At 57.4% G+C, this 26,131-nt stretch carries 25 protein-coding genes and 4 tRNA genes; 10 read left to right on the top strand and 19 right to left on the bottom strand.

Annotation, left to right across the window (positions count from 1 at the left end):
• The first annotated feature begins 56 nt into the window (after nt 1-56).
• The 3 genes from yegQ (at nt 57) to IV01_RS18945 (ending at nt 3,136) form a co-directional block, all read left to right on the top strand.
• Nucleotides 57-1,397, top strand: coding sequence for a tRNA 5-hydroxyuridine modification protein YegQ (gene yegQ / locus IV01_RS18935; RefSeq protein WP_032626963.1), 1,341 nt, complete (start codon nt 57-59; stop codon nt 1,395-1,397).
• A 159-nt stretch (nt 1,398-1,556) separates the two neighbouring features.
• Nucleotides 1,557-1,871 (top strand): helix-turn-helix transcriptional regulator, encoded by a 315-nt coding sequence (locus IV01_RS18940; protein WP_032626962.1) that lies wholly within the window; start codon nt 1,557-1,559, stop codon nt 1,869-1,871.
• Nucleotides 1,871-3,136 carry a type II toxin-antitoxin system HipA family toxin gene (locus IV01_RS18945; RefSeq protein ID WP_032626960.1) on the top strand — a complete coding sequence of 422 codons (1,266 nt, stop codon included), beginning with the start codon at nt 1,871-1,873 and terminating at the stop codon, nt 3,134-3,136. Before IV01_RS18940 ends, IV01_RS18945 begins: the two co-directional genes overlap by 1 nt.
• Before the next feature lie 168 nt (nt 3,137-3,304).
• Here IV01_RS18945 and IV01_RS18950 read toward each other — a convergent pair.
• The 4 genes from IV01_RS18950 to IV01_RS18965 form a co-directional block, all read right to left on the bottom strand.
• Nucleotides 3,305-3,380 (bottom strand) — tRNA-Gly (locus IV01_RS18950).
• Between the two features lie 3 nt (nt 3,381-3,383).
• Nucleotides 3,384-3,459: transfer RNA gene (locus IV01_RS18955), tRNA-Glu, on the bottom strand.
• A 104-nt stretch (nt 3,460-3,563) separates the two neighbouring features.
• Nucleotides 3,564-3,639: transfer RNA gene (locus IV01_RS18960), tRNA-Gly, on the bottom strand.
• Nucleotides 3,640-3,643: 4 nt separating this feature from the next.
• Nucleotides 3,644-3,719 (bottom strand) — tRNA-Glu (locus tag IV01_RS18965).
• A gap of 285 nt (nt 3,720-4,004) precedes the next feature.
• Here IV01_RS18965 and IV01_RS18970 point away from each other — a divergent pair.
• Nucleotides 4,005-4,763, top strand: a complete 759-nt coding sequence (locus IV01_RS18970; RefSeq protein ID WP_032626958.1) for a hypothetical protein — start codon at nt 4,005-4,007, stop codon at nt 4,761-4,763.
• A 45-nt stretch (nt 4,764-4,808) separates the two neighbouring features.
• Here the strand turns inward: IV01_RS18970 and IV01_RS18975 are convergent, their stop codons facing one another.
• The gene (locus IV01_RS18975; RefSeq protein ID WP_032626956.1) at nt 4,809-5,291 is read right to left on the bottom strand and encodes a GAF domain-containing protein; all 483 of its coding nucleotides are present in this window, start codon (nt 5,289-5,291) and stop codon (nt 4,809-4,811) included.
• Complete coding sequence (locus tag IV01_RS18980) at nt 5,288-6,178, bottom strand: ATP-binding protein (protein ID WP_032626954.1); 891 nt, start codon at nt 6,176-6,178, stop codon at nt 5,288-5,290. The genes IV01_RS18975 and IV01_RS18980 overlap by 4 nt, the downstream gene beginning before the upstream one ends.
• A 242-nt stretch (nt 6,179-6,420) precedes the next feature.
• On the opposite strand from IV01_RS18980, the gene IV01_RS18985 reads away from it, so the two are divergent.
• On the top strand, nt 6,421-8,793 hold the full coding sequence (locus IV01_RS18985; RefSeq protein WP_032626952.1) for a hybrid sensor histidine kinase/response regulator: 2,373 nt from the start codon (nt 6,421-6,423) through the stop codon (nt 8,791-8,793).
• Here the strand turns inward: IV01_RS18985 and IV01_RS18990 are convergent.
• Together IV01_RS18990 and msrB are read right to left on the bottom strand one after the other, a co-directional pair.
• Nucleotides 8,786-9,271, bottom strand: coding sequence for a glutathione peroxidase (locus IV01_RS18990; protein WP_032626950.1), 486 nt, complete (start codon nt 9,269-9,271; stop codon nt 8,786-8,788). The two genes, IV01_RS18985 and IV01_RS18990, sit on opposite strands and share 8 nt — an antisense overlap.
• A 262-nt stretch (nt 9,272-9,533) precedes the next feature.
• Nucleotides 9,534-9,932 (bottom strand): peptide-methionine (R)-S-oxide reductase MsrB, encoded by a 399-nt coding sequence (msrB, locus tag IV01_RS18995; protein WP_032626948.1) that lies wholly within the window; start codon nt 9,930-9,932, stop codon nt 9,534-9,536.
• A gap of 193 nt (nt 9,933-10,125) precedes the next feature.
• On the opposite strand from msrB, the gene IV01_RS19000 reads away from it, so the two are divergent.
• Together IV01_RS19000 and htpX are read left to right on the top strand one after the other, a co-directional pair.
• On the top strand, nt 10,126-11,337 hold the full coding sequence (locus IV01_RS19000) for a pyridoxal phosphate-dependent aminotransferase (protein WP_032626947.1): 1,212 nt from the start codon (nt 10,126-10,128) through the stop codon (nt 11,335-11,337).
• A gap of 321 nt (nt 11,338-11,658) precedes the next feature.
• Nucleotides 11,659-12,546, top strand: a complete 888-nt coding sequence (gene htpX / locus IV01_RS19005) for a protease HtpX (protein WP_032626945.1) — start codon at nt 11,659-11,661, stop codon at nt 12,544-12,546.
• Nucleotides 12,547-13,034: 488 nt separating this feature from the next.
• Here htpX and IV01_RS19010 read toward each other — a convergent pair whose 3' ends face one another.
• Entirely contained in the window at nt 13,035-13,691 is a 657-nt protein-coding gene (locus tag IV01_RS19010) for a thiopurine S-methyltransferase (RefSeq protein WP_032626944.1), read from the bottom strand.
• A 102-nt stretch (nt 13,692-13,793) separates the two neighbouring features.
• Here IV01_RS19010 and IV01_RS19015 point away from each other — a divergent pair, with 102 nt between their 5' ends.
• Complete coding sequence (locus tag IV01_RS19015) at nt 13,794-14,561, top strand: DODA-type extradiol aromatic ring-opening family dioxygenase (protein WP_032626942.1); 768 nt, start codon at nt 13,794-13,796, stop codon at nt 14,559-14,561.
• 28 nt (nt 14,562-14,589) lie between these two features.
• Here the strand turns inward: IV01_RS19015 and csgH are convergent, their stop codons facing one another.
• The 7 genes from csgH to IV01_RS19045 all read right to left on the bottom strand — a co-directional run bounded on the left by csgH (nt 14,590) and on the right by IV01_RS19045 (nt 20,792).
• Entirely contained in the window at nt 14,590-14,883 is a 294-nt protein-coding gene (gene csgH, locus IV01_RS19020; protein ID WP_032626940.1) for a curli-like amyloid fiber formation chaperone CsgH, read from the bottom strand.
• A gap of 4 nt (nt 14,884-14,887) precedes the next feature.
• Nucleotides 14,888-15,394 (bottom strand): curlin-associated protein, encoded by a 507-nt coding sequence (locus tag IV01_RS19025; protein ID WP_032626939.1) that lies wholly within the window; start codon nt 15,392-15,394, stop codon nt 14,888-14,890.
• A 22-nt stretch (nt 15,395-15,416) separates the two neighbouring features.
• Nucleotides 15,417-16,280, bottom strand: coding sequence for a CsgG/HfaB family protein (locus tag IV01_RS0124705; protein ID WP_032626937.1), 864 nt, complete (start codon nt 16,278-16,280; stop codon nt 15,417-15,419).
• Nucleotides 16,281-16,333: 53 nt separating this feature from the next.
• Nucleotides 16,334-17,668, bottom strand: coding sequence for a hypothetical protein (locus IV01_RS19030; RefSeq protein WP_032626935.1), 1,335 nt, complete (start codon nt 17,666-17,668; stop codon nt 16,334-16,336).
• A 74-nt stretch (nt 17,669-17,742) separates the two neighbouring features.
• Nucleotides 17,743-18,162 carry a curli assembly protein CsgF gene (locus IV01_RS19035; RefSeq protein ID WP_050507319.1) on the bottom strand — a complete coding sequence of 140 codons (420 nt, stop codon included), beginning with the start codon at nt 18,160-18,162 and terminating at the stop codon, nt 17,743-17,745.
• Between the two features lie 14 nt (nt 18,163-18,176).
• Nucleotides 18,177-18,620: a CsgE family curli-type amyloid fiber assembly protein gene (locus IV01_RS26185; RefSeq protein WP_080290230.1), complete on the bottom strand. Its 444-nt coding sequence runs from the start codon at nt 18,618-18,620 to the stop codon at nt 18,177-18,179.
• A gap of 459 nt (nt 18,621-19,079) precedes the next feature.
• Nucleotides 19,080-20,792, bottom strand: a complete 1,713-nt coding sequence (locus IV01_RS19045; protein WP_195758757.1) for a DEAD/DEAH box helicase — start codon at nt 20,790-20,792, stop codon at nt 19,080-19,082.
• 387 nt (nt 20,793-21,179) lie between these two features.
• On the opposite strand from IV01_RS19045, the gene IV01_RS19050 reads away from it, so the two are divergent.
• Entirely contained in the window at nt 21,180-21,971 is a 792-nt protein-coding gene (locus IV01_RS19050; RefSeq protein ID WP_032626925.1) for a crotonase/enoyl-CoA hydratase family protein, read from the top strand.
• Nucleotides 21,972-22,136: 165 nt separating this feature from the next.
• Here IV01_RS19050 and IV01_RS19055 read toward each other — a convergent pair whose 3' ends face one another.
• The gene (locus IV01_RS19055) at nt 22,137-22,892 is read right to left on the bottom strand and encodes a spermidine synthase (protein ID WP_032626923.1); all 756 of its coding nucleotides are present in this window, start codon (nt 22,890-22,892) and stop codon (nt 22,137-22,139) included.
• Between the two features lie 264 nt (nt 22,893-23,156).
• Here IV01_RS19055 and IV01_RS19060 point away from each other — a divergent pair, with 264 nt between their 5' ends.
• The gene (locus IV01_RS19060; protein WP_032626921.1) at nt 23,157-24,503 is read left to right on the top strand and encodes a class II 3-deoxy-7-phosphoheptulonate synthase; all 1,347 of its coding nucleotides are present in this window, start codon (nt 23,157-23,159) and stop codon (nt 24,501-24,503) included.
• A gap of 85 nt (nt 24,504-24,588) precedes the next feature.
• Here the strand turns inward: IV01_RS19060 and IV01_RS19065 are convergent, their stop codons facing one another.
• Complete coding sequence (locus tag IV01_RS19065) at nt 24,589-25,806, bottom strand: winged helix-turn-helix domain-containing protein (RefSeq protein ID WP_032626919.1); 1,218 nt, start codon at nt 25,804-25,806, stop codon at nt 24,589-24,591.
• Nucleotides 25,807-25,855: 49 nt separating this feature from the next.
• Nucleotides 25,856-26,083, bottom strand: a complete 228-nt coding sequence (locus IV01_RS19070; RefSeq protein WP_032626917.1) for a DUF1127 domain-containing protein — start codon at nt 26,081-26,083, stop codon at nt 25,856-25,858.
• Between the last annotated feature and the right edge of the window lie 48 nt (nt 26,084-26,131).

Below are 26,131 nucleotides of genomic sequence, written 5' to 3'. Positions count from 1 at the left end.
AATAAAGGCTTATGGCAAGTCGGCTACCCTCGCCGATTTGCGACCGACGCCATCACATGCCAATTCCGACTGCTACTCCCTTCACACCCGAACTACTGGCTCCGGCCGGCAGCCTGAAAAACATGCGCTATGCCTTCGCCTACGGTGCCGATGCCGTTTATGCAGGCCAGCCGCGTTACAGCCTGCGGGTGCGCAACAATGAGTTCGATCACGCGAACCTCGCCGTCGGTATCAAAGAAGCCCAGGCCCAGGGCAAACGTTTCTACGTGGTCGTCAACATCGCGCCGCATAACGCCAAGCTCAAAACCTTCCTCAAGGATCTGGAACCGGTCATCGCCATGGCACCCGATGCTTTGATCATGTCCGATCCCGGCCTGATCATGCTGGTCCGTCGTCACTTTCCGCAGATGCCCATCCATTTGTCGGTACAAGCCAATACCGTGAACTGGGCCAGTGTCGAATTCTGGCAGTTGCAAGGCGTGAGCCGGATCATTCTGTCCCGTGAACTATCGCTGGAGGAAGTCGAGGAAATACGCCAGCAGGTACCGTCCATGGAGCTGGAGGTTTTTGTGCATGGCGCATTGTGCATGGCCTATTCCGGCCGCTGTCTGCTGTCGGGCTATATGAACAAGCGCGACGCGAACCAGGGCAGTTGCACCAACGCTTGTCGCTGGAAATACTCGGCGCAGGAGGCCACGCAAAACCAGCTCGGCGATATCGTGCAAACCTTCCAGCCTGAACCGACGCTAGGCGAAGGAACGCCGACCGATCAGGTGTTTTTGCTTCAGGAAGCCAATCGACCCGGCGAACTGATGCCCGCCTTCGAGGACGAACACGGCACTTACATCATGAACTCCAAGGATCTGCGCGCCGTGCAACATGTGGAGCGCCTGACCCGAATGGGCGTGCACTCGTTGAAAATCGAAGGCCGAACCAAATCGCACTTCTATTGCGCGCGCACGACCCAGGTGTACCGCCGTGCCATTGATGACGCTGTGGCGGGTCGTGAATTCGACCGCAGTCTGATGGGCGATCTTGAATCACTGGCTCAGCGCGGCTACACCGAAGGCTTCTTGCGCAGGCATGTGCATGACGAATATCAGAACTATCAAAACGGCAGCTCGGTCTCCGAGAAACAGCAGTTTGTCGGTGAACTGACCGGCGAACGACGCAACGGCCTGGCAGAAGTCCGGGTAAAAAACCGCTTCTACGTGGACGACAATTTGGAGCTGATGACCCCAGCCGGCAACCTGCATTTCGATCTGGCCTGCCTGCAGAATGCCAAGGGTGAAGCCATCGGCGTGGCGCCTGGTGACGGGCATACGGTGTATATACGGATTCCAGAAGCGGTTGATCTGCGTTTTGGGTTGCTGATGCGCGATGTGAGCGTGGTTTGAGCGAGGCCAAGACACGTCGCGAATATGCAATCTATATGGCTCAAAACTAGAGAAAGAGCCTTATAGAGCTCATACCGATTAAATGTAATCTATGTGACTCTCATTAGTTGACTAGAGCCACATAGATTACATAATGGCCACTCACTGTGAGATCACGCCATGAAGACCACCCTACTCGATCAGATTCGCAAACGTCGCCTGGCACTTGGGCTAAAAATCCAGGAAATGCCATTACGTGCGGGGCTTACCCGGCAGCAGTACGGAAAGATCGAAGCGGGCGGCAATCCGCGCCTCAACACCCTCGACCAGATCGCTGAAGGCCTTGACGCTGCGCTGCTTCTGGTCCCCAAGTCGCAACTTGCCGCCGTACAAAGAATCCTGAGCGGCGAACTGCAGACTGAGGGCTATCCTGAGCCTGCAGCGCAAGCCCTCAACGCGAGTGAAGAGGTCGAGAATCCTTGGGGTGACCTCTGATGATCAAGGAAACGGTCTCGGCTTTACGACTCACACTGCAAGGTGAAAACGTCGGATATGTCGCGGGATATTCCAATGGCAAGAATGTATTTACCCTTGCTCCGGAGTATCTGCACAACGAAGCCAGACAGCCGCTGACTCTGTCCCATGCCAATCCCGCATCCCTGGCCCGGCAACAGGCTCGCTACCACCCGTATGTCAGCAGCCACAAATTGCATCCGGTACTCAGCAATCTTCTACCTGAAGGCGCTTTGCGTGATTACCTTTCCCAGGCAATGAAGGTCCACCGGGACAATGAGTTTCCTCTCCTGGGCTGGCTGGGCCGCGATTTGCCCGGAGCCTTGATAGCCGACCCTATCGAGGCCTCACAGGTCCCGGCCCTGGCCTTGCAGCAACATGGAAAGATCGAGCCTGCCGTCATCGACATTCCCGATAGCCGAGCACACTTCTCCCTGGCAGGGGTCCAGATGAAGTTCTCCATGCGTGATCAGGAGGGTCGCTACATTACCGGCGACCGCAATGCCCCTGGTGACTGGATTATCAAGACGCCGTCGACCGTGCATCCCTTTGCGCCGCTCAACGAATACACGGCGATGACCCTCGCCGCCCTAGCCGGGGTCGACATACCCGAAATAAAGCTGATCCCCATGTCTAACATCGAAGCACTCCCGAACATAAATCTACCGAACGAGCGCTATGCCTATGGGATACGTCGATATGATCGACTGCCCGATAACAAACGCGTCCACTCGGAAGATTTCGCACAGATCCTATTCGCCTACGCGCATGACAAGTACACAGCTGGCAGCTATGACCAGATTGGCAAATTGCTTTACCAGAATTCCAGTCACGGCCAACGAGACGCGGTGCAGATGGCCATACGACTGCTGGTGAATATTCTGCTGGCAAACGGGGATGCACACCTGAAGAACTGGAGCATGATCTACCCGGATGGCCGCAACGCCGAGCTCTCCCCTGCCTACGATATCGTCGTGACCAAGGCCTACATCCCTGATGAGGTCCAGTTCGGTCTGAATATGGATAAAACAAAAAACTGGTATGAAGTCTCTTTCGAGCATTTCAAACGATGGGCGGAATATGGAGATATCCCGTGGCGGCCCGTTCTTTACAATTTGAGGGCAACCCTGGAAAAAGCTCGCGCTCTTTGGCCCGCCGCGCTGGAGGGGAGCGAAATGCCCGAAAACCAGAGAAATGTATTACGGGCTCACTGGAAGCAGCTGCATCCTGATTTCAGGATTGGGTGACACAAACCGAGACTTGAGCTCACGAGCACCGCTAGGCAGCGATAGCGGTCTGCCTGATGCACCGCCATCGCTGCCTAGCGGTGCTCGTGAGCTCCTACAGAAAGCTGTCCGCTCTGCTAAACGCACAAACAAAAACGCCGCTCTTATGAGCGGCGTTTTTGTTGAATATGGAGCGGGAAACGAGACTCGAACTCGCGACCCCGACCTTGGCAAGGTCGTGCTCTACCAACTGAGCTATTCCCGCAAATGGCGTCCCCTAGGGGACTCGAACCCCTGTTACCGCCGTGAAAGGGCGGTGTCCTAGGCCACTAGACGAAGGGGACACGCTAACTGAAACACATGGTGTGTATTTCAGTGCCCAAATCCGAGTCCGAAGACTTGGTTCTGGCTTCACTCAACCTCGCCCTAAAGCAAGGTTGCTTAAAAATGGAGCGGGAAACGAGACTCGAACTCGCGACCCCGACCTTGGCAAGGTCGTGCTCTACCAACTGAGCTATTCCCGCAATATGGCGTCCCCTAGGGGACTCGAACCCCTGTTACCGCCGTGAAAGGGCGGTGTCCTAGGCCACTAGACGAAGGGGACACACGTACAACTTCACTACTTATTTGCGTTTCGCTTGATGCTTTACGCTGTAAGTGGCGCGCATTCTATGGATGGATTGAGGGGTCGTCAACCCCATTGTTAAAATTTATCTAAATCAATGACTTCGCTCTGCTTTCCTTAATAGGCCGCGCCAGACCAAAGGTCACTCATTTGAGTTGGGAACGCACAAACTCCGACCGGTACATCTATGCGCAATAGTGCTTAGCCACTACACTCGGCTCAATTGACTACAGCTATATAGAGGTTCGCGCGGTGACCCCACTCATGATTACCCTAATGGTAGTAGCCGGTATCGCGCTCCTGATCGCGATCGGCTATCTCAACCATGTGGCAGAAAACTCCAAACTGGACAAAGCCAGAGCAAAGCTTGAGCTTGCCGACCGCCTGCGTCGCTGCTCGGAAATTTCCGACACCTTCCCCGGCCAGTTGGTTACCCCCGCGCTGAAACTTCTGATGACCCGTCTTGAGCTCAATGTCATGCAGCGCATGGCAGGCATGGACAAGCATGACGCTCAGATCAAAACCCGGGTTGCCGAACTGGAGACACTGGTTGCCCAGGGTGACGCCATCGCTGTCACTAACCCCGCAAGCCCGATCCTCACGGAAGCCAAGGCCAAGGACGTACGCTTTCTATTGGAAGCGCTGCACGGCCAGGTGACCCGCGCGGCTCATGATGGATTCCTGCAAACAAGCGAAGCCAAGCACTGGATCCGCGAGATCCGCAACATTCTGGTGATGCTACACATCGAGTTCTTCAATAACCTGGGTCAAGCGGCGCTTCAGCAGGATCAACCCGGTCAGGCCCGCCTGGCATTCGAACGCGGTGTGCAATACCTGAAAAACCAGCCTGATCCAGTGACCTATCAGCACGCGTTGCTGACCATGGAAAAACAACTGGCTCGAGCCAATTCCATGGTACTGACCAATACTGCACCGACCGAGGACGACGATAACGCCTTGACCGAAGGCCTGAAGGCTGACGACGTCGAATCGGAATGGAAGAAAAAGGTCATCTACGACTGATAACTTGCGGTTGGCGCACAGCGGGTGCGCCAACCGGTTGTTTTCTCAGCAGTCAGTCAACTTCAGAAAAATCGCCGCCAACTGCTCGATCCCTGCCTGATCCTGCTCCGAGAACCGCGACACACTCGGACTGTCCAGATCCAGAACACCAATCAAACGCCCTGCTTTGACCAACGGCACCACGAGTTCGCTGTTCGACGCACTGTCACAGGCGATATGCCCCGGGAATTCGTGCACGTCCTCAACCCGCTGGGTCAGCCTGCTCTGGGCAGCCGCACCGCATACGCCACGACCGAACGGAATACGCACGCAGGCGATCTGGCCCTGAAACGGTCCCAGAACCAGCTCCTCGTCACGATTCAGGTAAAAGCCGGCCCAGTTGAGGTCTTCAATCTGGGTGTATAGAAAAGCCGAGAACTGCGCGGCGTTGGCAATGAAGTCCCGCTCATCGGCCAGCAGTGACTCCAGTTGTGCCGCCAACAGGCCGTAGCCATCCAATCCGGCTCCGGCGTTTTGCAAATCGATCATGGTTGTTGCTCCAACAATTTAAGACCTACCCAGTAACGCGCGAATTGATACGCACAGCGACCGTTGCGGTTGCCGCGGCCAGTTGCCCAGCGAATCGCGTGCTTGTCCAGTTCGTCATCACGTTGCCAGCTCAGGCCAGCAGACGAGGCCAACTGGGTGATCCAGTGTTCAACGACATTCAGGAAGTGCTCCTGAGTGAATGGATAGAAGGACAACCACAAGCCAAACCGATCGGACAGAGCAATCTTGTCCTCGACCGCTTCGCTCGGATGTACCTCGCCATCGACCTGTTGCCAATGGAGGTTATCGCTCTCTTTTTCCGGCACCAGGTGGCGACGGTTGGAAGTCGCATACAACAGAACGTTGTCGGGGGCCTGCTCCAGCGAGCCGTCGAGGACACTTTTGAGCACGCGATAATCGCTCTCGCCCGCTTCAAAAGAGAGGTCATCGCAGAACAGCACAAAACGCTGCGGCAGCTTTTGCAGAAGCTCCACGACACGGGGCAGATCACCCAGGTGATCACGCTCGATTTCGATCAGGCGCAAGCCTGCCGGGGCATATTCGGCCAGCAGGGCACGGATCAGCGATGACTTGCCGGTCCCGCGCGAGCCCCACAGCAAAGCATGGTTGGCAGGCAGGCCGTCGATGAACTGACGGGTATTGCGCCCCAACTGGTCGCGCTGCTGGTCGACACCGATCAGATCGGACAGACGCATATCGAGGCTGACCGCCAGCGGCATAAGGTAGCCACTGCGACCCTCACGAACCCAGCGGGCCGCCAGCGCGCGCGACCAGTCGACCGGCTCTCTAGGAGCAGGCAACAACGGCTCCAGTCGCGCCAGCACAGCGTCGGCGCGTTCGAGAAAAGCATTCAAACGAGAATCCACGATGTCTCCTTGATTATCTGATGTAAGCGCAGCTCTCATCAATTTCTGTGGGAGCGCGCTTGCCCGCGATGCGGTATTTCAGCAAAAAAAGTATTGCCTGACCTGACGCCATCGCGGGCAAGCGCGCTCCTGCAGGACCTGAGTGCGCGCAAATAAATGCATCATTTACACAATCCCCGCCATCCCAACGCGATCAGCTATGCTTGCCCCCGCGAAGGCCACATGACATAGCAGTGCTCTTTATGGATATAGCGTTCACCAACCGGCTCTCCTATAAGCAGGCTCGCCTGACCGTTCTGCTCGGGTTCATTCTGGGAGCCTTGCTCAGCCTGCTGCAAATTGCCATCGATTATGCCAGTGAAGATGCTGCCATCAATCGTGAAATTCGCTCCCTCCTGGAAATCAGCCACAACCCGGCTTCGCGAATCGCCTACAACATTGATGCCGAGCTCGCGCAGGAATTGACCCTGGGGCTGCTGCAATCCCCTGCTGTGATCGGCGCGCGGCTGACCGATAACAACAACATGGTGCTCTCCAGTGTGGAGCGACCCTATGCCCAGAGCCGTTATCGCTCGGTCAGTGACTTTCTGTTCGGCGAAAGCCGGCAGTTCGAAGACACTCTCTATCTGGCGCATCTGCCCAAAGAAGCCATTGGTACACTGCGTCTGACCGTCGACACCTTCGCCTTCGGCAGCCAGTTCCTGCAGCGAGCAGGCATTACCCTGCTCAATGGCTTCGTCCGCAGCCTGGTGCTGGCGGGTATCCTGATGCTGTTGTTTTACATGACATTGACCAAACCACTGGTGGCCGTTATTCGCGAACTCGCCAAGCGCGACTCCAGGAATCCCGTGCAGCGACGCCTGGCATGCCCGCCCAATCATGAAAAGGACGAAATCGGCGTACTGGTCAAAGTTGCCAATAGCCAGCTCGACAGTGTCGTCTCCGAATTCGCCCGACGCAGGCAAGCAGAAGACCAGCTCACCCGGCACCTCAATGAGCTGGAAGACATCGTCGCTGCCCGCACCCAGGAACTGGAGGCGAGCAACGCGCGGCTGAGCCAGTCCAATGAAGAACTGCAGGCCGCCCGCAGCACTGCTATGGAAATGGCGCAAGCCAGAACCGCTTTCCTTGCCCACATGAGCCATGAAATCCGCACGCCGCTCAATGGCCTGCTGGGCATGCTGTCCCTGTCACTCGATAGCCCGCTGAACCCCGAGCAGCGTCAGCAGCTCTCCATTGCCCATGACTCGGGCAAGGTCCTGGTTGAGTTGCTCAATGACATCCTCGACATGTCTAAATTCAACGCCGGGCATTTACAGGTGGAGCGCATTCCGTTCGATCTCGGGCTGTTGATCGAAGACACCGCCAACCTGCTGTCCCAGAACGCCGCCCCCAGTGTAGAACTGACCTGCCTGATTGATCCGCACTTCCCGGCGTTGGTGCTGGGCGATCCGACCCGGGTGCGGCAAATCGTCAGCAATCTGCTTTCAAATGCACTGAAGTTCACTCGCTTTGGTCGGGTAGACGTCCGTCTGAGCCATTATCAGGACCCGCTAACCCAGGAAAACCGGGTACGCATCGACGTTCGCGATACCGGCATCGGCATTGCGCAGGAAGCCCAGGCGCGAATTTTTCAGCCGTTTACCCAGGCAGAAGCGGCCATTACCCGGCAATTCGGCGGAACCGGGCTGGGCCTGGCGCTCACCCATAACCTGTGTGAGGCGATGTCAGGGCGCTTGAGTATCCAGTCTCAATCAGGCTTTGGCAGCCAGTTCTGCGCTGACTTGCCCCTGCCCATCCATTTGCCTGCCATTGCCCCGCCCCAGCTCAAAGGCCGTGTGGTGGTGGTCAGCCAATCCGGTAGCGGTCTGGTGGAACTGCTGAGCAGTTATCTGCCCGGCTGGGGTATCGACTTCCAGCGTTGGGGGGTCGACGACAAGGCCATGCAGCTGGAAGGCCATGCCAACCCTGACCTGCTGATCACCGACTGCCCGGAATGCCTGTTCAGCATGCGTCCGACGACTCACGTGCCGATCCTGCTGGTCACCGCTTACGGTAATTTCATGCCCAGCGAACAGGTCAGCGCCCTGGCGCCGTTACTTCAACACGCTCGCCCCCTGGCTCGAAATGCGCTGTACCAAAGCCTGCGCCGGGCGCTGCAACCTGATCAAGGGCCGGAGCAGAGCCTCTCGGACAACGACAACAAAAGCCTGCGCCCGGCCAGAATCCTTCTGGTGGAGGACAATCCAGTCAACCAATTGGTCGCCAAAGGCATGCTGAGCAAACTGGGTTGCGAGGTGGTGGTCAGCGGCAATGGTGCAGAGGCGCTGGAGCAATTGAAGCTCGGCCCTTTCGACCTGGTATTGATGGACTGCAACATGCCGATCATGGATGGCTATGAAGCCAGCCGACAGATCCGCCAGAGCGGACGCTGGTCGCAACTGCCGATCATCGCGCTGACAGCCAACGCCATGCCCGAAGAGCGCGAACGCTGCCGGGCAGCGGGCATGAGTGACTATCTGGCAAAGCCATTCCGTCGCGCCGAACTGGTCAGCCTGCTGGAACAATGGCTGCCCGCCTCACAGCATGAGTCAAGCTCCAGGCTGACTACTTGAGCAATGCTTCGATCTCGCCAGTCAGCTCTTCAGGTTTGGTCAGCGGGGCAAAGCGTTTCACCAACTGGCCGTCCTTGCCAATCAGAAACTTGGTGAAATTCCATTTGATACGTTCCGAACCGAGCAGGCCCGGCGCTTGCTTTTTCAACTGCACGAACAACGGATGCGCGGCATTGCCGTTGACGTCGACCTTCTTGAACAACGGAAAACTGACTCCGTAATTCAATTCGCAGAACTCTGAAATAGCGCCCTCGTTGCCGGGTTCCTGTTTGCCAAACTGATTGCAGGGAAAACCCAGAACAACAAGCCCCTGATCCTTGTAATCCTGCCAGAGCTTCTCAAGGCCTTTGTATTGTGGGGTAAAGCCGCACTTACTGGCCGTATTGACCACCAGCACTGCCTTGCCAGCGAAATCCGCCAGGGTTTTCTGCTCGCCGTTGATGGTCGTGCAGGGAATGCTCAGCAGGTTGGCGCTCATGACGGTGATTCCTAGAGAAGCGGCAGCTGAAATTAGCGCGCCATTGACTGGCGCGCACGTTGATTTGCGGGCGTGATGGAGGCTTATAAGCCTGCGACACGGACCTGTTATAAATCTGAAGTGCTACGTGGGACCGGCGTTAGCCGGGAAAGCGGTATTTCTGACCACAAATCATCAGTGATCATGACGGCCTTTTCCCGGCTAAAGCCGGTCCCACGACATCGTCAATAATGAGATCACCTGCGGGCGAGCAGGTCATCACTCACGCCTCGCGCGGTACCAGATCCAGACATACCGAGTTGATGCAATAACGCAGCCCAGTAGGTGGCGGGCCATCCGGGAATACATGGCCCAGGTGCGCATCGCACTTGGCGCACACTACTTCAGTGCGGATCATGCCATGGCTGATGTCCCGCACTTCAACCACTGCACTGCCTTCCAGCGGCGCATAAAAGCTCGGCCAGCCGCAACCTGAGTCGAACTTGGTGGTGGAATCGAACAGCGCCTCGTTACAGCAAATGCAGTGATAGACGCCATCGGTCTTGGTGCTGTTGTACTTGCCGGAAAACGGCCGTTCGGTGCCCTTCAGGCGGCAGACGTTGTACTGCTCAGGATCGAGCATGGCCCGCCATTCCTCGAGGGTTTTGTCCAACTTTTCCACAGGTACACCTCCGCAGTCGAAAAAGGCCGATCTGTATCTTCTCCACAGAACGGGTGGCACGTATCATTGCGCCTTCGTTAGACGCCAGTCTGTCACTCACGTTTCGCCCATACAAATCCATTTTTACGGCGTCATACCCGGCGACCCAGGTATTCACTCAGCTACGGCTCGTCCATTTTCGGGATCAAACACCATGCAGGTCAGCAAATCGAACAAGCTCGCCAACGTCTGCTATGACATCCGCGGGCCAGTGCTCAAGCACGCCAAACGTCTGGAAGAGGAAGGCCATCGCATCCTCAAGCTGAATATCGGCAACCCTGCTCCGTTTGGTTTCGAAGCGCCGGACGAAATCCTGCAGGACGTAATCCGCAACCTGCCGACTGCACAGGGCTACAGCGACTCCAAAGGCCTGTTCAGCGCGCGCAAGGCCGTGATGCAGTACTACCAGCAGAAGCAGGTCGAAGGTGTCGGCGTCGAGGACATCTACCTGGGCAACGGCGTGTCCGAACTGATCGTGATGTCGATGCAGGCGCTGCTCAATAATGGCGACGAAGTGCTGATCCCGGCCCCGGACTACCCGCTCTGGACGGCTGCGGTTGCCCTGTCTGGCGGCAACCCGGTGCATTACCTGTGCGACGAGCAGGCCAACTGGTGGCCTGACCTGGCTGACATCAAGGCCAAGATCACCCCCAACACTAAAGCCATGGTGATCATCAACCCGAATAATCCGACTGGCGCGGTGTACTCCAAAGAAGTATTGCAGGGCATGCTTGAACTGGCCCGTCAGCACAATCTGGTGGTGTTCTCCGACGAGATCTACGACAAGATCCTCTACGACGACGCCGTTCACATCTGCACCGCCTCTCTGGCTCCCGACCTGTTGTGCCTGACCTTCAACGGTCTGTCCAAGTCCTACCGCGTAGCAGGCTTCCGCTCCGGCTGGGTGGCGATTTCCGGCCCGAAACACAACGCACAGAGCTACATCGAAGGCATCGACATCCTGGCCAACATGCGTCTGTGCGCCAACGTGCCGAGCCAACATGCGATCCAGACTGCGCTGGGCGGCTATCAAAGCATCAACGACCTGCTGCTGCCGCCGGGTCGCCTGCTGGAACAACGCAACCGTACCTGGGAGCTGCTCAACGACATCCCCGGCGTCAGCTGCGTCAAGCCAATGGGCGCGCTCTATGCGTTCCCGCGCATCGACCCGAAGATCTGCCCGATCCACAACGACGAAAAGTTCGCTCTGGACCTGCTGCTCTCCGAAAAACTGCTGATTGTTCAGGGTACGGCCTTCAACTGGCCATTCCCGGATCACTTCCGCGTGGTCACGCTGCCGCGGGTGGATGATCTGGAACAGGCCATCGGTCGTATTGGCAATTTCCTCAAGACTTATCGTCAGTAACTGACCATTGCTACGCTGCCGCGCTGTTGTCATCCCGGATGACAGCGCGCAGCGCAATTGCGGCAGCACTTCGGTGGTCTACTTTCCAGCAGAGACCGCCCTGACGGCGATGCGCGCATGCCGCAACACAATAAATACCCCCCCCAACACGGCATCTGGGACCGGCCGCTCTGGCTCGGCACTCGTTCGACTAAAGAGAATGGTTAGCAGTTCGTAGAGGGCGACACAGTTTGAAATAGTCGCCCAGTTGAATAGGCGATGACATCACCTTATATACCCCGCAACGCGTTACATATTCGTCACGAGGAGAACATCCAAACCATGATGCGCATTTTGCTGTTTTTGGCCACTAACCTGGCGGTCGTGCTGATTGCCAGCATCACCCTGAGCCTTTTTGGCTTCAACGGGTTCATGGCGGCCAATGGGGTTGATCTAAACCTCAGTCAGCTGCTGATCTTCTGCGCTGTATTTGGTTTCGCTGGCTCGCTGTTCTCGCTGTTCATCTCCAAGTGGATGGCGAAAATGAGCACCGGTACCCAGATCATCACCCAGCCGCGCACTCGCCATGAACAATGGCTGGTGCAGACTGTTGAACAACTGTCCCGCGACGCTGGCATCAAAATGCCGGAAGTCGGGATCTTCCCTGCCTACGAAGCCAACGCCTTCGCCACGGGCTGGAACAAGAACGACGCACTGGTTGCCGTCAGCCAGGGCTTACTGGAGCGTTTCTCTCCGGATGAAGTCAAGGCGGTTCTGGCTCACGAGATAGGTCACGTAGCCAATGGCGACATGGTGACCCTGGCACTGGTGCAAGGCGTGGTGAACACTTTCGTCATGTTCTTCGCCCGCATCATCGGCAATTTCGTCGACAAGGTGATCTTCAAGACCGAAAACGGTCAGGGCATCGCTTATTACGTGACCACGATCTTTGCCGAGCTGGTACTGGGCTTTCTGGCCAGCGCCATCGTCATGTGGTTCTCGCGCAAACGCGAATACCGGGCAGACGAAGCTGGCGCTCAACTGGCTGGCACCAGCGCCATGATCGGTGCACTACAACGCCTGCGCTCCGAACAGGGCGTACCGGTACAAATGCCCGACAGCCTGACGGCCTTTGGCATCAACGGCGGCCTCAAGCACGGCCTGGCCGGTCTGTTTATGAGCCACCCGGCTCTGGAAGATCGTATCGAAGCACTGCGTCGCCGCGGTTGATCTTGCAGTGGTATTAAAAAACCCGGCCTTGGCCGGGTTTTTTGTGCCTGTCGCTCGGCTGAGAGAGGCTACCCCTGCCGGACCGGTGCCTGCCCCCGAAAAGGTTGGACGATTCACCTGAAATCTCCGTCGCCCTTATCGCGGGCAAGCCTCGCTCCAACCAAAGCCCACATACTGCGTAGGAGCGCGCTTGCCCGCGATAAGAACACCTCGGTAAGCCAGGCAGCCCGCGTCGCCTTCATCGCGGGCAAGCACCGCTCCAACCAAAGCCCACATACCGCGTAGGAGCGCGCTTGCCCGCGATAAGAACACCTCGGTAAGCCAGGCAGTCCGCGTCGCCTTCATCGCGGGCAAGCACCGCCCCAACCAAAGCCCACATACCGCGTAGGAGCGCGCTTGCCCGCGATAAGAACACCTCGGTAAGCCAGGCAGTCCGCGTCGCCTTCATCGCGGGCAAGCACCGCTCCCACAGGGGACCATAACGCCTGTTAGCTTCGCGCCAAACGATACACGCGCTCTTGCAGCCGCTCTACGCCACCCTTGAGGAACTTCGGGCTTTGCTCCAGCACGTCGCAGGACTCCAACACCTCCAGCTCCCAGGCCGGTGTCAGCAGGCGTTGCACTTCCTCATCCGGTACGGAAAAAGGCGGTCCGTCGATTTTTGCCTGGTCGTAATCCAGAGTAATTAGCAGCCCCTTGCACGCCATTGGCAGCACATTATTCAGGTGCTCAACGTATCGCTCGCGCATGGCCGGCGGCAAGGCGATCAATGCAGCACGATCATAAAACGCCGTGCAATCGGCGACGTCATCGGCACGCAGGCTGAAAAAGTCGCCACACCATAGCTCGACAGTTTCGGCGCTGTAGACCTTGAAGGCCCCGTGCTGGCTGACCACTGGCTCCAGAGCCTGCTCACTGAAGAACTCCTGCACCGCCTTCTCGGACAGCTCCACCCCCAGCACTTTATGCCCCTGCCCTGCCAGCCAACTCAGATCCAGGCTCTTGCCGCACAACGGCACCAGCACCTTGCCAGCAGGCTCTGGTTGCAGGCCAGGCCAGTACCGCTGCAGGTAGGGATTGGCCTCTGGCTGATGAAAACCTATCTGGTTGGCTGCCCAACGCTGATGCCAAAAATCCGCCTCCATGAAAGCTCCCGTTAATTCGATCAAATAGCCCTAAAACTTATATTAGATTTAGATCAATGATCTGGCTGAAGATGCTCCATCTTAATCTCTCAGGACTCCTTTATGTTTCCCAGCCTGTTTATCTCTCACGGCTCGCCGATGCTTGCGCTGGAACCCGGCGAAAGCGGTCCGGCCCTGGCACGTCTGGCAGCAGAGATGCCCAGGCCGCGGGCTATTGTGATCGTCTCTGCACACTGGGAAAGCACCGAATTGTTGGTCAATGCCAACCCTCAGCCAGAAACCTGGCATGACTTCGGAGGTTTTCCGGCGGCGCTTTTCGCTGTGCAATACCCGGCCGTGGGTTTGCCGGAACTGAGTACTGAGGTCGTGGAGCTGCTAAAGGCGGCCGGACTACCGGCAAACACCACGACTCAGCGACCTTTTGATCATGGGGTGTGGGTGCCGCTGTCGTTGATGTACCCAAGTGCAGACATTCCCATCGTGCAGGTTTCCCTGCCCACCCGCGCAGGCCCGGCGTTACAGACCCGGGTCGGCCAGGCCCTGGCCAGCCTGCGCGAACATGGTGTGTTGATCATCGGCTCGGGCAGCATCACCCATAACCTGCGTGAACTGGATTGGCACGCAGGCCCGGAAAGCGTTGAGCCCTGGGCCAAGGCTTTTCGTGACTGGATGATCGAGAAGCTCGCCAGCAATGACGAAGCGGCTCTGCATGACTATCGGACGCAGGCCCCGAACGCCGTGCGCAATCATCCGAGCGACGAACATTTGCTGCCGCTGTATTTTGCTCGGGGTGCGGGTGGGGAATTCAGCGTCGCACACAAAGGCTTCACAATGGGCGCGCTGGGGATGGATATTTACAGGTTCGGCTAACCGCAGCGCTCATCAAAAAATTGGTTCGTCAGTGACAGTCGCTATCGGCCGTTTTGACCAGGCGGTCGTCCTGAAATACTTCCAGACGTACCTGGCAGGTGGCATCGGCAGGCATGCTCAGGCTGATCAACGAGCCGTTGTTGCCACTTTGCAGGTCACCGCTCTGGTTGACGCTTGAAGTGCCGCTGGCGCTGCGCTGGCTTACCGTCATCCGGTATTGCAGGGTCAGCGGAGTCGGATTCTGGAGCTGGGGGCGGATCAGTACAACTTCGCCCTGACGCTGGGCGTCGATTGATACGATCAATTGAGAAAGGTCGATCATCAGATCACCACTGCTTTACTGTCGCAGTTGAGTTGTCGCCATGCTGAGTCACCGAAGCGGTGCCCTGCGAGCCGTATTGTTGAACGCTGGCCTGGTTGCCGTAGCCATACTGAGCGATGTAAGCCTGGTTATAAGCCCCCGTCTGACTAACCGTCGCCGAGTTGTTCGCCCCTTCCTGAAGGGCGGAAACTTGGTTGTAACTCCCTTCCTGAGCAATCGTCAGACTGTTGTCATTACCGTTCTGCCGGACGTAGGCCTGATTACCCGTACCTGCCTGACTGATCACTGCACGATTGCGAACGCCGTTCTGCACCTGCTGCAGTTGCTGAGCCGAGCCAGCCTGGTCAACGCGGGTTCTGTTCTCGCTGCCGATCTGACTGATGGTCGCCACATTGCCGCGACTGATGTTGGCGTAACGCGCTTCGGACTTGAGGTCTGAAGCCTGACAAATTCCGCTGGTGATCAACAACGTTGCAGCCAGCCATCGCAGGTATTTGGTGTTGAGTGCCATGATTGGCTCCATGTGATGAGGGTTATTTATCCGAACCAGTCAAAGGCACGGTCAACGTCTGTTCGTCATAACTTTTCAGATAGCTCTGCAGCAGTGGCTTGTTCAGGTCATCCGGATTCTTGAGTAACCAGCTGCCATCACGGGCCCCCTGAGCGACCATATGCACCAACGCGGTCTCGATGGCTTCACGCACACATTGCTGAACCGGCTCGTTACGGCTGATCCCGGTTTCAACTTCCAGCAAGTGCTTGAGAGACACGTACTTGAACACCCCGAAATCGACCTGGATTGAGAACACGGTCTTGGTCGTGGTTACGCTCTGAATAATCTCGCCGGTGCGGATATCCACTGCCCGCAAGTTGACGGTCACCTGATCCTGGCGGTAGAGCTCCGACGGGCCAATACCCAGGTAACGCACACCCAGACCGCCGGAGCGGACATTGCTCTCGTAGGCGACGATTGCGCCTTCGATGATCAGGTTGGCCGGACGCAGCGGCGGCAGCGTGACTTGGGCCGTGTCACTTGGCTGCTCGAGGGCGCGGATGATCTTGCGCTCGGTGAGCACGTCCTGAAGGTTTTCGCGTTCGACCGGCTTGAACCAGCGCGAATCACGTAACGCAGTCACCAGCAAGGACGCAGCACCCTGGGTCACAGCGGTAGAAAAAGAACTGTCTGGCGACGGTTTGTATTGTCCGGTCTGATCACGCAAACCATACACGGCCACAGCGATAGGGCCGGCCGGTGCTGGCAGGTTGACCAAGTCACGGGAAATCTGGGTAGGCGGCGCCAGCGAGGCGCGGTTAAACGTCGCCGCTGGACGTGAAGTAGCACAACCGCTGACAAGCATTACGACACTGACAAGCATCGACAACGAACGCAGGTACATCGTCATTCCCCTATAAAGATGAGCCCCGCCGAACATCGGCGGGGCTGCAACAATTAACGCTGGGTGATATTGGCGATGTTGCCAGCGGCGCCGGTCTGAACGACGTTGGCGACGTTGCTGTTGCTCAGCTGATTCACAGCCACGATGTTGGCCTGGCTCGACGTACCTACGCCGCTCTGGCTGATGTAGGCGTTGTTGTAGTCGCCTTTCTGCAGCAGAGTTTCTTCGTTGAAGGCACCAGTCTGAGCGCTGTTTGCCTTGTTACCGTTACCAGTCTGAGTAATGTCAGCCTCCAGCCTGTAACCGCGCTGAGTAGCGTAGGCAGAGTTACGGTCGCCTGTCTGCTGCACAGAAGCAGTCAACTCATTACTCCAGGTCTGGCTGACGTTGGCTTTGTTGTCCTTGCCATTCTGCGACACGCTAGCGGTCATGTCATTGCCAGCATACTGAACGGTCGATGCAGTGTTGAAGCTGCCAGTCTGAGCGATAGCAGCTTTCTGCTCATAGCCGTAGGTTTGAGAAGCATTGGCAACGTTATGATCACCGTAGGACTGGTTGATCGCTGCACTGCTGTTGCTGACCAGGTTCTGAGCGACGTTGCCTTCGTTGTGATTGCCGCGAGTCTGGGTCACAGAGCCCGAAGTACCGGCAACAGATTCCTGGTTAACGGAGCCAGCGTTGTTGTTGCCCCAGGATTGATCAACCGAGGCTTTGCTGTTCGAAGAGCTCACCTGAGCGACAGATGCCTTGCCATTGTATGCATCGCGCTGGGAAACCAGAGCCTGGGTACCGTTGCGGTTGAAGGACTGAACGATCGAGCCGTTGTTAGCAGCGCCATCACGTTGAGTGACGGTGGCGGCGGTGTTGCTGTTGCCAACTTGCTTGGTCGATGCGGTGTCGCCATTGCCCCACTGGGTGATGGAGGCGGTGGTACCCAGGTTGCCTTGTTGAACGGCGCTGGCGTTGTTGTAGCTACCCGAGTAGGTGTAACCCTGGTCGATCTTTGCACCGGTAGTGGTGTTCAGAGTCTGACTGATGCTGGCGTTGTTGCGCTGGCTACCCTGATTGATCAGAGCAGTCTGAGCGTCGCCCAACTGGGAGATACTGGAATTGTTGTAACCACCCTTCTGATTGGAAGTAGCGGAGTTAGCGTTGCCTTTCTGACCGATGTTCAGAACGCTGTCATTAGCAGTCTGGGTGGCTTTGGCATCGTTACGCTGGCCGACCTGCTCAATACCGACCGAAGAACGGGTAGCACTGACCTGCAAAGAGTCGGCTTTGTTGTTGGCGCCATTCTGGTTAACGTTGGCAGTGCTCTGATCAGCGAACGCTGAACCGGAGATGGCAACAAGAATAGCGATAGACAGAACTGATTTATGAGCGCGCATAAAAACCTTCCTTTGATAAAAAGTTGTGTATGTTATTTAAGTTAAGGTCGAGCAGGTTGCAGCCGGTACAGCGATTACGGTTGGTTCACTTGAAACTGAGTAGTTTGCCCAGTACTTTTATCCGTGGTCACTATCTGCAATAACCCGGCTTGCAAGTTAGTGATCGTAATTCTGAAATCTGTAGTTTCAACAGTCCCCGGGGATAGCCTGCCGTCAGTCCCGACAATACTGGACGTGACCGCCGACGAAACCCGACTGAGGATGGCGCTCTGCAGCATGCTGTTGAACTGAGTCAGTGCCGACTGTTCGCCTGACGAAGTGGACTCTTTGAATTTGTTCTGCGCCGCTGCCTGATTCAGCAGAACCGGGCCGTTGAGGGGGTTGCCGCCAAACGATGGGTTGTTGGGGGTATAAACCAGCTCACTGGCATTGGTGCTACCGCATACGGCGGTCAACAGGCTCAGGCCGACAGCTACCAGACATGAACGGTGCATAGAAAAAGAGTCCTTTAAAATTCATCACGCCCGAGATCGGGATCACCAAAAAACTGTGAGAGCTGATCGTCCAGGATTGCCTGGTAAACGATATTCGCCGCATCGGCACCGATCGCAGGTATCAACGCGCGATTGGGTGGCAGAAACGTCTGAAACATGCGGCGATTGCCATAATCAACAAACACCTGACTACCAAGACGCGCCGTGGGTCGTTCAGAGATGGCAACCGTAAAACGTCCGTTCTCATCCTTATCAGTCCAAGCACTAGCAAACGAATCATAAAAGGCTCGCCCTGCCATTGTCATGGTTTGCCCTATAACTAACCCGCCAACTTCCTTGCTATTAAGCGTCCGCCGTTCCGCCAGTGTCGCGGTCTCACTGACGCTTGTTTCGGCAAGGGTCGTTGTGATCACGCACAACTGCAAAACTGCAGCGCTAAATAACAGTGAGTAATTCATATGTCGCCGGTCGCTAGCAAGTTCTGATGCCTAATCTAGCCAAGAGAAAAGCAAAGCGCCATTAGTATTTTCAAAAATTTGACACTCTTTTTTTCTGGCGTCAAATAACAAACTCGAACTCAAACAAACACCCCTTAGTTGGTTTAGTTTGTCGTCGTTTACGGCGTCAATAATTCAAACTTTATATGAGACTGAGTCACGAACGACTTTATGACGTCAAATAACGCGCACGTAAATAGCTGCGTCAGCCTTTGACCATTAGCGGACAGGAGCTGATGAGGCGCTGTTTGTTACAGGAGGGTGAGCTTTATAGCGGGGAGGAAGGTGCAGTTTGAGTAACACAGCACACCTTGCTTACTCAAATAATCGGCTGCTCGCGGCGGGACATGAACGCAGGATAAAAAAAAATCCCCGAACCAGTCGGGGATTTTTTATTTCAGACGATCAACTCAGCGCTGATCAATCTTCGCGATAACGACGCAGCTTCAACTGCTTGCCTGCAACGCGAGTGTCCTTGAGTTTGGTAAGCAGACGCTCAAGGCCATCTTCCGGCAGCTCGACCAGGCTGAAGCTGTCGCGCACCTGGATGCGGCCGATTGCTTCGCGGGCCAGGCCGCCTTCGTTGAGGATTGCACCCAGCAGGTTCTTGGCAGCGATACCATCACGCGCACCCAGCGCGGTACGGCAACGAGCACGACCTTCAGCCAGTGGAACCGGAGCACGACGCTCACGATCACCGCTACGCTCTGGACGATCACCGGACGACGAACGATCGCTACGCTCACGCGGGGCGTTGTTCGGAACCAGTGGGCGCTCGCGCTCGATGGCGGCCAAAGTCAGAGCCTGACCGTTAGTCGCTTTACGCAGCAGAGCAGCGGCCAGGGCACGCGGGCTGCAACCGATATCGGCAGTCAGGCGATCAAGCAGTTCGCCGTGGGTCGATTCAGCATCACCAACCAGTGGCGACAGGCTGTTGGTCAATTTCTTGATGCGGGCATCCAGAACAGCCTGGGCATCCGGCAGGCGGACTTCCGCAACCTTCTGACCGGTTACACGCTCGATCACTTGCAGCATGCGGCGCTCACGTGGCGTCACCAGCAGCAATGCACGACCTTCGCGACCGGCACGGCCAGTACGGCCGATACGGTGAACGTAGGACTCTGGATCGTAAGGCATGTCAACGTTGAACACGTGAGTGATACGCGGAACGTCGAGACCACGAGCAGCAACGTCGGTCGCTACAACGATGTCCAGACGGCCATCCTTGAGGGACTCGATGACGCGCTCACGCTGGTTCTGGGCGATGTCGCCGTTCAGTGCAGCAGCCTTGTAGCCTTTGGCTTCCAGAGCGCTTGCCAGGTCCAGGGTCGCTTGCTTGGTGCGCACGAACATGATCAGCGCGTCGAAATCTTCAACTTCGAGCAGGCTCAGGACAGCAGAGGTCTTCTGGTCAGCGTGAACCAACAGGTGAGCCTGTTCGATCGCGGTAACAGTCTGGGTCTTGGTCTGAATCTTGACGTGCTTCGGATCGCGCAGATGGCGCTCAGCGATGGCACGGATCGACTGTGGCAAAGTAGCCGAGAACAGTACGGTCTGCTTGGTTTCAGGCATCGCCTTGAAGATGACTTCCAGGTCGTCCATGAAGCCGAGCTTCAGCATTTCGTCCGCTTCGTCGAGGACCAGGTGGTTCACGGTCGCCAGGACTTTCTCGTCACGACGCAGGTGGTCGCACAGACGGCCCGGGGTGGCGACAACGATCTGTGCGCCATTGCGGATGGCTTTCAGTTGCGGGCCCATCGGCGCACCGCCATAGACAGCCACAACGGTAACGCCCGGCATTTGCTTGGCGTAGGTTTCGAAAGCGGTGGCCACTTGCAGAGCCAGCTCGCGGGTCGGAGCCAGAATCAGCGCTTGCGGCTCGCGCTTGGCTGGATCGATGCGGTGCAGGATCGGTAGAGCGAACGCGGCAGTTTTGCCGGTACCGGTCTGTGCCTGACCAATCATGTCGTGACCGGCCATGATGATCGGGATCGACTGCTGCTGGATGGCCGAAGGTTCTTCGTAGCCAGTCGCGATGACGGCTGCAAGGATATTTGGATGAAGTTCAAAAGCGGCGAAGCCGCCGAATTCCTGGGTCATGGGTCTGCCTCTAGTGCATCCGCAAAGACCCATGCTCCAAAGCTGCGCGTGCCGTGTACGACCCTAGAGTCACCCTGGCTGCTTTGTCGGCGGGGATTTGCGAAAACGTTTTGATGAATGGATCGCCTAGGATAGTCCGCTGAGCGAACAAGCAGCCGAAGCTGACTTCGGGGAATTGCAATACCTTGACGAGGGTCCTGTTAAAGACCGGCGCGCACTATACCGGAATTACGTAAAAAAGTGAGGATTTTTTTCACGGCAAACAAAGGGAGATGTCCAATCCCTGCAGGCTTTGCGCAAACCTGAAGGAGTGTCTATTTTGCACAAGGCCCGGTATCACTGGCGGCGGTGCTTAAACGGTTCACCGATTCAGTCAGGCAGCTCACCTCCGATCCTACTCAAAGCGCAGGGACTTCCTACATGACCTCCTCAATCAAAGGCCGCGTCAGTCGTGAATTGCATGATCACGTCATGCTCATCGGACTGGATCGCGTCGCCAAGCGCAATGCTTTTGATCTTGATCTGCTCAACCAGTTGAGCCTGGCGTATGGCGAGTTCGAACGCGACGATCAGGCGCGGGTGGCGGTGGTTTTCGCCCATGGCGAGCACTTCACCGCAGGGCTGGACCTGGCCGAAGCAGGCCCGGCACTGATCAATGGCTGGCAAGTGCCTGAAGGCGGCTGCGACCCTTGGGGTGTATTCGCCGGGCCGCGGGTCAGCAAACCAGTGATCATCGCCGCCCAGGGCTATTGCCTGACCATGGGCATCGAGTTGATGCTCGCCTCCGATATCAATTTATGTGCGAGCAATACCCGTTTTGCCCAGCTTGAGGTCCACCGCGGGATCTTTGCATTTGGCGGCGCAACGCTGCGTCTGCATCAGATTGCCGGCTGGGGAAATGCCATGCGCTGGCTGCTGACCGGCGATGAATTCGACGCCCGGGAGGCCTGTCGCATGGGGCTGGTGCAGGAAGTCACCGCCACCGAGGACCTGATGCCCTACGCCCTGCTATTGGCCGCACGCATCGCCGATCAGGCCCCGTTGGCAATCCGCGCCACTATCTCCTCGGCCCGACAGGCGGTCCTGGAAGGTGAAAGCGCTGCCGCCCTGCAATTACCGGGCTTGATCAATAGCGTGATGAACACCCAGGACGCCAAAGAAGGCCTGCAGGCCATGCTCGAACGCAGACCTGCGGTATTTAAAGGCGCCTGAGCGGATCCCACAGGAGGTCAACCTCCGACGTGGGACCGGCTTTAGCCGGGAAGGCGGTATTTCTGCCGATAAATATGGAGTGGATCTACCGGCCTCTTCCCGGCTAAAGCCGGTCCCACGTCGGAGGTGCATTGCAGTCCAACGCAGAGTCTCCAGTCTCCGCCATCAGGTCGCAGGCCGGATGTCCTTGATCAGTTTCAACAGCGAATAACCCAGCTGTGGTGCCAGCGCTTCGGCACGCTCGATCAGTGCGTCATTGTCCAGGTTCTGTTCAAGGTCGGCAGGCACGATCAGAATCACGTTGCCCTCCTTCACCGGCAGCTCCCAGTAGTGGCGGTGATAAAGCCCGCGCAACAACGCCGCACCCAGTGGCTTGCCGTCATCCGCGGCCCATTGATTGATCACCAGCCAGCCGCCCGGATTCAGACGTCGCTGACAGTTCTCGAGGAATTTCCATGCCAGGTGCCCGACCCCCGGCCCCACATCGGTGTAGAGATCGACAAAGATCAGGTCAGCGGGCTCTGCGGTTCCCAGCAATTCGAGGGCGTCGCCGATCCGGATGAACAGACGAGGGTCATCATCCAGACCCATGTACTCAATCGCCAGACGAGGCACGTCAGGGCGCAGTTCGATGGCTTCAACGTCTTCCAGTGGCAGAAACTTCAGGCACGCCTGGGTCAGCGTCCCGGCGCCCAGGCCGAGGAATAAAGCGCTTTCCGGTGACTCGTGGCAAAGCGCGCCGATGAACATCGCCCGGGTATAGTCGTACTCTAGCCAACTGGGATCAGCCGTGAAGGTACAACTCTGCTCGATGGCATCGCCGAATTCCAGAAAGCGGTAATCATCCACTTCCAGCACGCGAATCATGCCGAAGTCGTCGTGCACTTCCGCCAGAATCCGCTCCACGCGCTCCTCAGTCATTGCTTCCTCGTCTCCCGTCGAACATAAAAAATTACGCCAGACAACCGCAGCTGTCTGATCGAGCGCGTGACCTGTAGGAGCCATCGGAGGTGACGACGGCCGCGCTGGCGGTGTGTCAGACGGTCCGCTATCGCTGCCTCGCGGTGCTCGTGAGCGCCTACATATGTCATTGGCCGCGCAAGCCTGCACTGTTCTGCACGCCTGCGCCAGTCGTAGCGGGAACTGCTAACATGCGAGTCCGATTGCACTGACCTCGAGTTCATGATGAGCCAACCCTGGAGCCCCGACAGCTGGCGGGCACTGCCGATTCAACAACAGCCTCAGTATCCCGACGCCGCGCACTTGTTGAAAGTCGAGCAGACGCTGGCGAGTTATCCGCCGTTGGTGTTCGCGGGCGAGGCTCGAGAGTTGCGACGCCAGCTCGCAGAGGTCACCGAAGGCCGTGCGTTTTTGCTGCAGGGCGGTGACTGTGCCGAGAGCTTCGTCGAGTTCTCGGCCGCCAAGATCCGCGACACCTTCAAAGTGCTGCTGCAAATGGCCATCGTCATGACCTTCGCCGCGGGCTGTCCGGTGGTCAAAGTGGGCCGCATGGCAGGCCAGTTCGCCAAGCCTCGCTCAGCCAATGATGAAACCATCGACGGCGTGACGTTCCCGGCGTACCGCGGTGACATCGTCAACGGCATCGGCTTCGACGAGAAAAGCCGGGTACCTGATCCGGACCGGCTGATCCAGGCCTATAACCAGTCCACCGCGACCCTGAACCTGCTGCGCGCCTTCGCCCAAGGCGGTTTTGCCGACTTGCATCAGGTGCATAAATGGAACCTGGATTTCATCGCCAACTCGGCACTGGCGGAAAAATACAGCCAGTTGGCCGACCGCATCGATGAAACCCTGGCGTTCATGCGTGCTTGCGGTATGGACAGCTCGCCGCAATTGCGCGAAACCAGTTTCTTTACCGCCCACGAAGCCTTATTGCTGAATTACGAAGAAGCCTTCGTGCGTCGCGACAGCCTGACCAACGACTTTTACGATTGCTCCGCGCACATGCTGTGGATCGGTGACCGCACCCGGCAGCTGGACGGCGCACATGTGGAGTTTTTGCGAGGCGTGAACAACCCGATTGGGGTCAAGGTCGGGCCGAGCATGAACACCGAGGAACTGATTCGCCTGATCGACATCCTCAACCCGGACAACGACCCCGGGCGATTGAACCTGATCGCCCGCATGGGCGCCAATAAGGTCGGCGACCACTTGCCACAGCTGATCCGCGCCGTGGAGCGCGAAGGCAAGAAGGTGCTGTGGAGTTCAGATCCGATGCACGGCAACACGATCAAGGCCAGCAGCGGCTACAAGACTCGCGACTTCGCGCAGATCCTCGGTGAAGTGAAACAGTTCTTCCAGGTGCATCAGGCCGAAGGGACTTATGCCGGCGGCATTCACATCGAGATGACCGGGCAGAACGTCACCGAATGCATCGGCGGCGCACGGCCGATCACTGAAGACGGCTTGTCGGATCGTTACCACACCCATTGTGATCCGCGCATGAATGCCGACCAGTCGCTGGAGCTGGCGTTTTTGATTGCCGAGACGCTGAAACAGGTGAAGCGCTGATTCTCTGAGCGCGCTTGCCCGCGATGACGTTTGCACAGGCGATAAATACGCTGGTTCCAAAATCGCATCGCGGGCAAGCGCGCTCCTACAGATCCTGTGCGAACGCTCCTTTCAGGCGCAACCCACTGGCCCGCTCACAATTAATCTGAATCTCCGGCAAACCCAGCCAACCTGCCAATTGCCGCAGGTTGCGCGCCAACGCTTGCATACCCTCTTCATCCAGCCCTGACTGTTCTTCATGCACAGCATGCACCGCCAACCGTCCCATAGCTCGCTCCGCGCGCAGGTCAACCCGGGCGGCGATGCGCTCGTTGTGCAGGAACGGCAACACGTAATAGCCATAAACCCTCTTGTGCGCTGGAGTGTAAATTTCCAGCCGGTAGCGAAAATCGAACAGTCGCTCGGTACGGGAGCGCTCCCAAACCATCGAATCAAAAGGCGATAACAGCGCGCTGGCCTCGACTTTGCGCGGCACTTTGCTGTCCGGCAGGCGGAATGCAGGTTGACGCCAGCCCTGGACCCGGACGATCTCCAATGCCCCCTCTTCCACCAGTTCCGCCAAGGCTTTTCTGCTGGGTAGAGGATCCTGGCGGAAATAATCACGCAGGTCTTTTTCGGTTCCGACGCCCAGCGCCGTCGCCGCATGCAGCAATAACCCGCGCTGCGCATGGTCTTCGTGAAGGTCAGGATGATTGAGCACAGCGTCCGGCAGCACTCGCTCGGGTAAATCGTAAAGCCGCTCGAACCCCCGGCGACCAGCCACCGTCAGTTCTCCGGCAGCGAACAACCACTCTAGCGCAAGCTTTTCCGCGCTCCAGTCCCACCAGGGTCCGGCGCGTTCCTCGCGAGTGCTCAAACTACCTGCGCCCAATGCGCCCTGCTCACGAACGGCCTGCAGTACTCGTGCGATCGTCGGCTGCTGTTCCCGGCCGAATTTCGCCAGTTGCTGGTAAATGCCTTCGCCTTGCGCTGCGCGACGCATCCGCCAACGCATTAATGGATAGAGACTGACCGGCAGCAAAGAGGCTTCATGGCCCCAGTATTCAAATAACTTGCGCTGTCGCCCCTGACTCCAGGCCGCTTGATCGAGCAACGTCTGGGAATAATCGCCCAATCGCGAAAACAGCGGCAGGTAATGGGAGCGGACCAGCGCATTGACCGAGTCGATTTGCACCACACCCAGACGCTCGATCAACTGCGTGACGTGGCTGGCCTTGATGTTGGCTGGCGGCGAACGCCCGTTGAATCCTTGCGCAGCCAACGCCAGCCGACGAGCGTGCTTGAGCGACATGTCTGAAATCATAGGGGGCTCCTGAAGAGCCCCCAACGCTAACCGAAACGGCACGCCGCTGTCAGCGGTTCATCGTGTCGTTCCAGAAATGCTGCTCGGCCTCCTGATACACGTCAGCCCGGCTCAGACCCAGATCCTTCAACGCCTCGTCGCTCAACTGAGCCAATTGCCGACGCTGGCGATGCAGCTCGTGCCAGCGCGATACGTAAGCCTTAACCGATCTGAATGCGCGTTCGACGAATGAGCGCTGAGGCTGGACCAGTACATAACCTTTTTGACCTTTCATCATCTTGCCCTCCGTGTGTGATGACTAAAGTCTCGCTTCGGGGCTAAGATC

Origin of the sequence: Pseudomonas syringae (assembly GCF_000737245.1) — a bacterium.
In the GTDB taxonomy this organism is placed as follows: domain Bacteria; phylum Pseudomonadota; class Gammaproteobacteria; order Pseudomonadales; family Pseudomonadaceae; genus Aquipseudomonas; species Aquipseudomonas syringae_J.
The sequence above is the reverse complement of the archived record's forward strand: the minus strand, read 5'-3'. Positions and strand labels throughout refer to the sequence as shown.

Excerpts from the sequence above, each read along its gene's own strand:
- yegQ (WP_032626963.1), top strand. The coding sequence starts at position 57 with ATGCCAATTCCGACTGCTACTCCCTTCACACCCGAACTACTGGCTCCG.
- IV01_RS18940 (WP_032626962.1), top strand. The coding sequence starts at position 1,557 with ATGAAGACCACCCTACTCGATCAGATTCGCAAACGTCGCCTGGCACTT.
- IV01_RS18945 (WP_032626960.1), top strand. The coding sequence starts at position 1,871 with ATGATCAAGGAAACGGTCTCGGCTTTACGACTCACACTGCAAGGTGAA.
- IV01_RS18970 (WP_032626958.1), top strand. The coding sequence starts at position 4,005 with ATGATTACCCTAATGGTAGTAGCCGGTATCGCGCTCCTGATCGCGATC.
- IV01_RS18975 (WP_032626956.1), bottom strand. The coding sequence starts at position 5,291 with ATGATCGATTTGCAAAACGCCGGAGCCGGATTGGATGGCTACGGCCTG.
- IV01_RS18985 (WP_032626952.1), top strand. The coding sequence starts at position 6,421 with ATGGATATAGCGTTCACCAACCGGCTCTCCTATAAGCAGGCTCGCCTG.
- IV01_RS18990 (WP_032626950.1), bottom strand. The coding sequence starts at position 9,271 with ATGAGCGCCAACCTGCTGAGCATTCCCTGCACGACCATCAACGGCGAG.
- IV01_RS19000 (WP_032626947.1), top strand. The coding sequence starts at position 10,126 with ATGCAGGTCAGCAAATCGAACAAGCTCGCCAACGTCTGCTATGACATC.
- htpX (WP_032626945.1), top strand. The coding sequence starts at position 11,659 with ATGATGCGCATTTTGCTGTTTTTGGCCACTAACCTGGCGGTCGTGCTG.
- IV01_RS19010 (WP_032626944.1), bottom strand. The coding sequence starts at position 13,691 with ATGGAGGCGGATTTTTGGCATCAGCGTTGGGCAGCCAACCAGATAGGT.
- IV01_RS19015 (WP_032626942.1), top strand. The coding sequence starts at position 13,794 with ATGTTTCCCAGCCTGTTTATCTCTCACGGCTCGCCGATGCTTGCGCTG.
- csgH (WP_032626940.1), bottom strand. The coding sequence starts at position 14,883 with ATGATCGACCTTTCTCAATTGATCGTATCAATCGACGCCCAGCGTCAG.
- IV01_RS19025 (WP_032626939.1), bottom strand. The coding sequence starts at position 15,394 with ATGGCACTCAACACCAAATACCTGCGATGGCTGGCTGCAACGTTGTTG.
- IV01_RS0124705 (WP_032626937.1), bottom strand. The coding sequence starts at position 16,280 with ATGTACCTGCGTTCGTTGTCGATGCTTGTCAGTGTCGTAATGCTTGTC.
- IV01_RS19030 (WP_032626935.1), bottom strand. The coding sequence starts at position 17,668 with ATGCGCGCTCATAAATCAGTTCTGTCTATCGCTATTCTTGTTGCCATC.
- IV01_RS19035 (WP_050507319.1), bottom strand. The coding sequence starts at position 18,162 with ATGCACCGTTCATGTCTGGTAGCTGTCGGCCTGAGCCTGTTGACCGCC.
- IV01_RS26185 (WP_080290230.1), bottom strand. The coding sequence starts at position 18,620 with ATGAATTACTCACTGTTATTTAGCGCTGCAGTTTTGCAGTTGTGCGTG.
- IV01_RS19045 (WP_195758757.1), bottom strand. The coding sequence starts at position 20,792 with ATGGGTCTTTGCGGATGCACTAGAGGCAGACCCATGACCCAGGAATTC.
- IV01_RS19050 (WP_032626925.1), top strand. The coding sequence starts at position 21,180 with ATGACCTCCTCAATCAAAGGCCGCGTCAGTCGTGAATTGCATGATCAC.
- IV01_RS19055 (WP_032626923.1), bottom strand. The coding sequence starts at position 22,892 with ATGACTGAGGAGCGCGTGGAGCGGATTCTGGCGGAAGTGCACGACGAC.
- IV01_RS19060 (WP_032626921.1), top strand. The coding sequence starts at position 23,157 with ATGAGCCAACCCTGGAGCCCCGACAGCTGGCGGGCACTGCCGATTCAA.
- IV01_RS19065 (WP_032626919.1), bottom strand. The coding sequence starts at position 25,806 with ATGATTTCAGACATGTCGCTCAAGCACGCTCGTCGGCTGGCGTTGGCT.
- IV01_RS19070 (WP_032626917.1), bottom strand. The coding sequence starts at position 26,083 with ATGATGAAAGGTCAAAAAGGTTATGTACTGGTCCAGCCTCAGCGCTCA.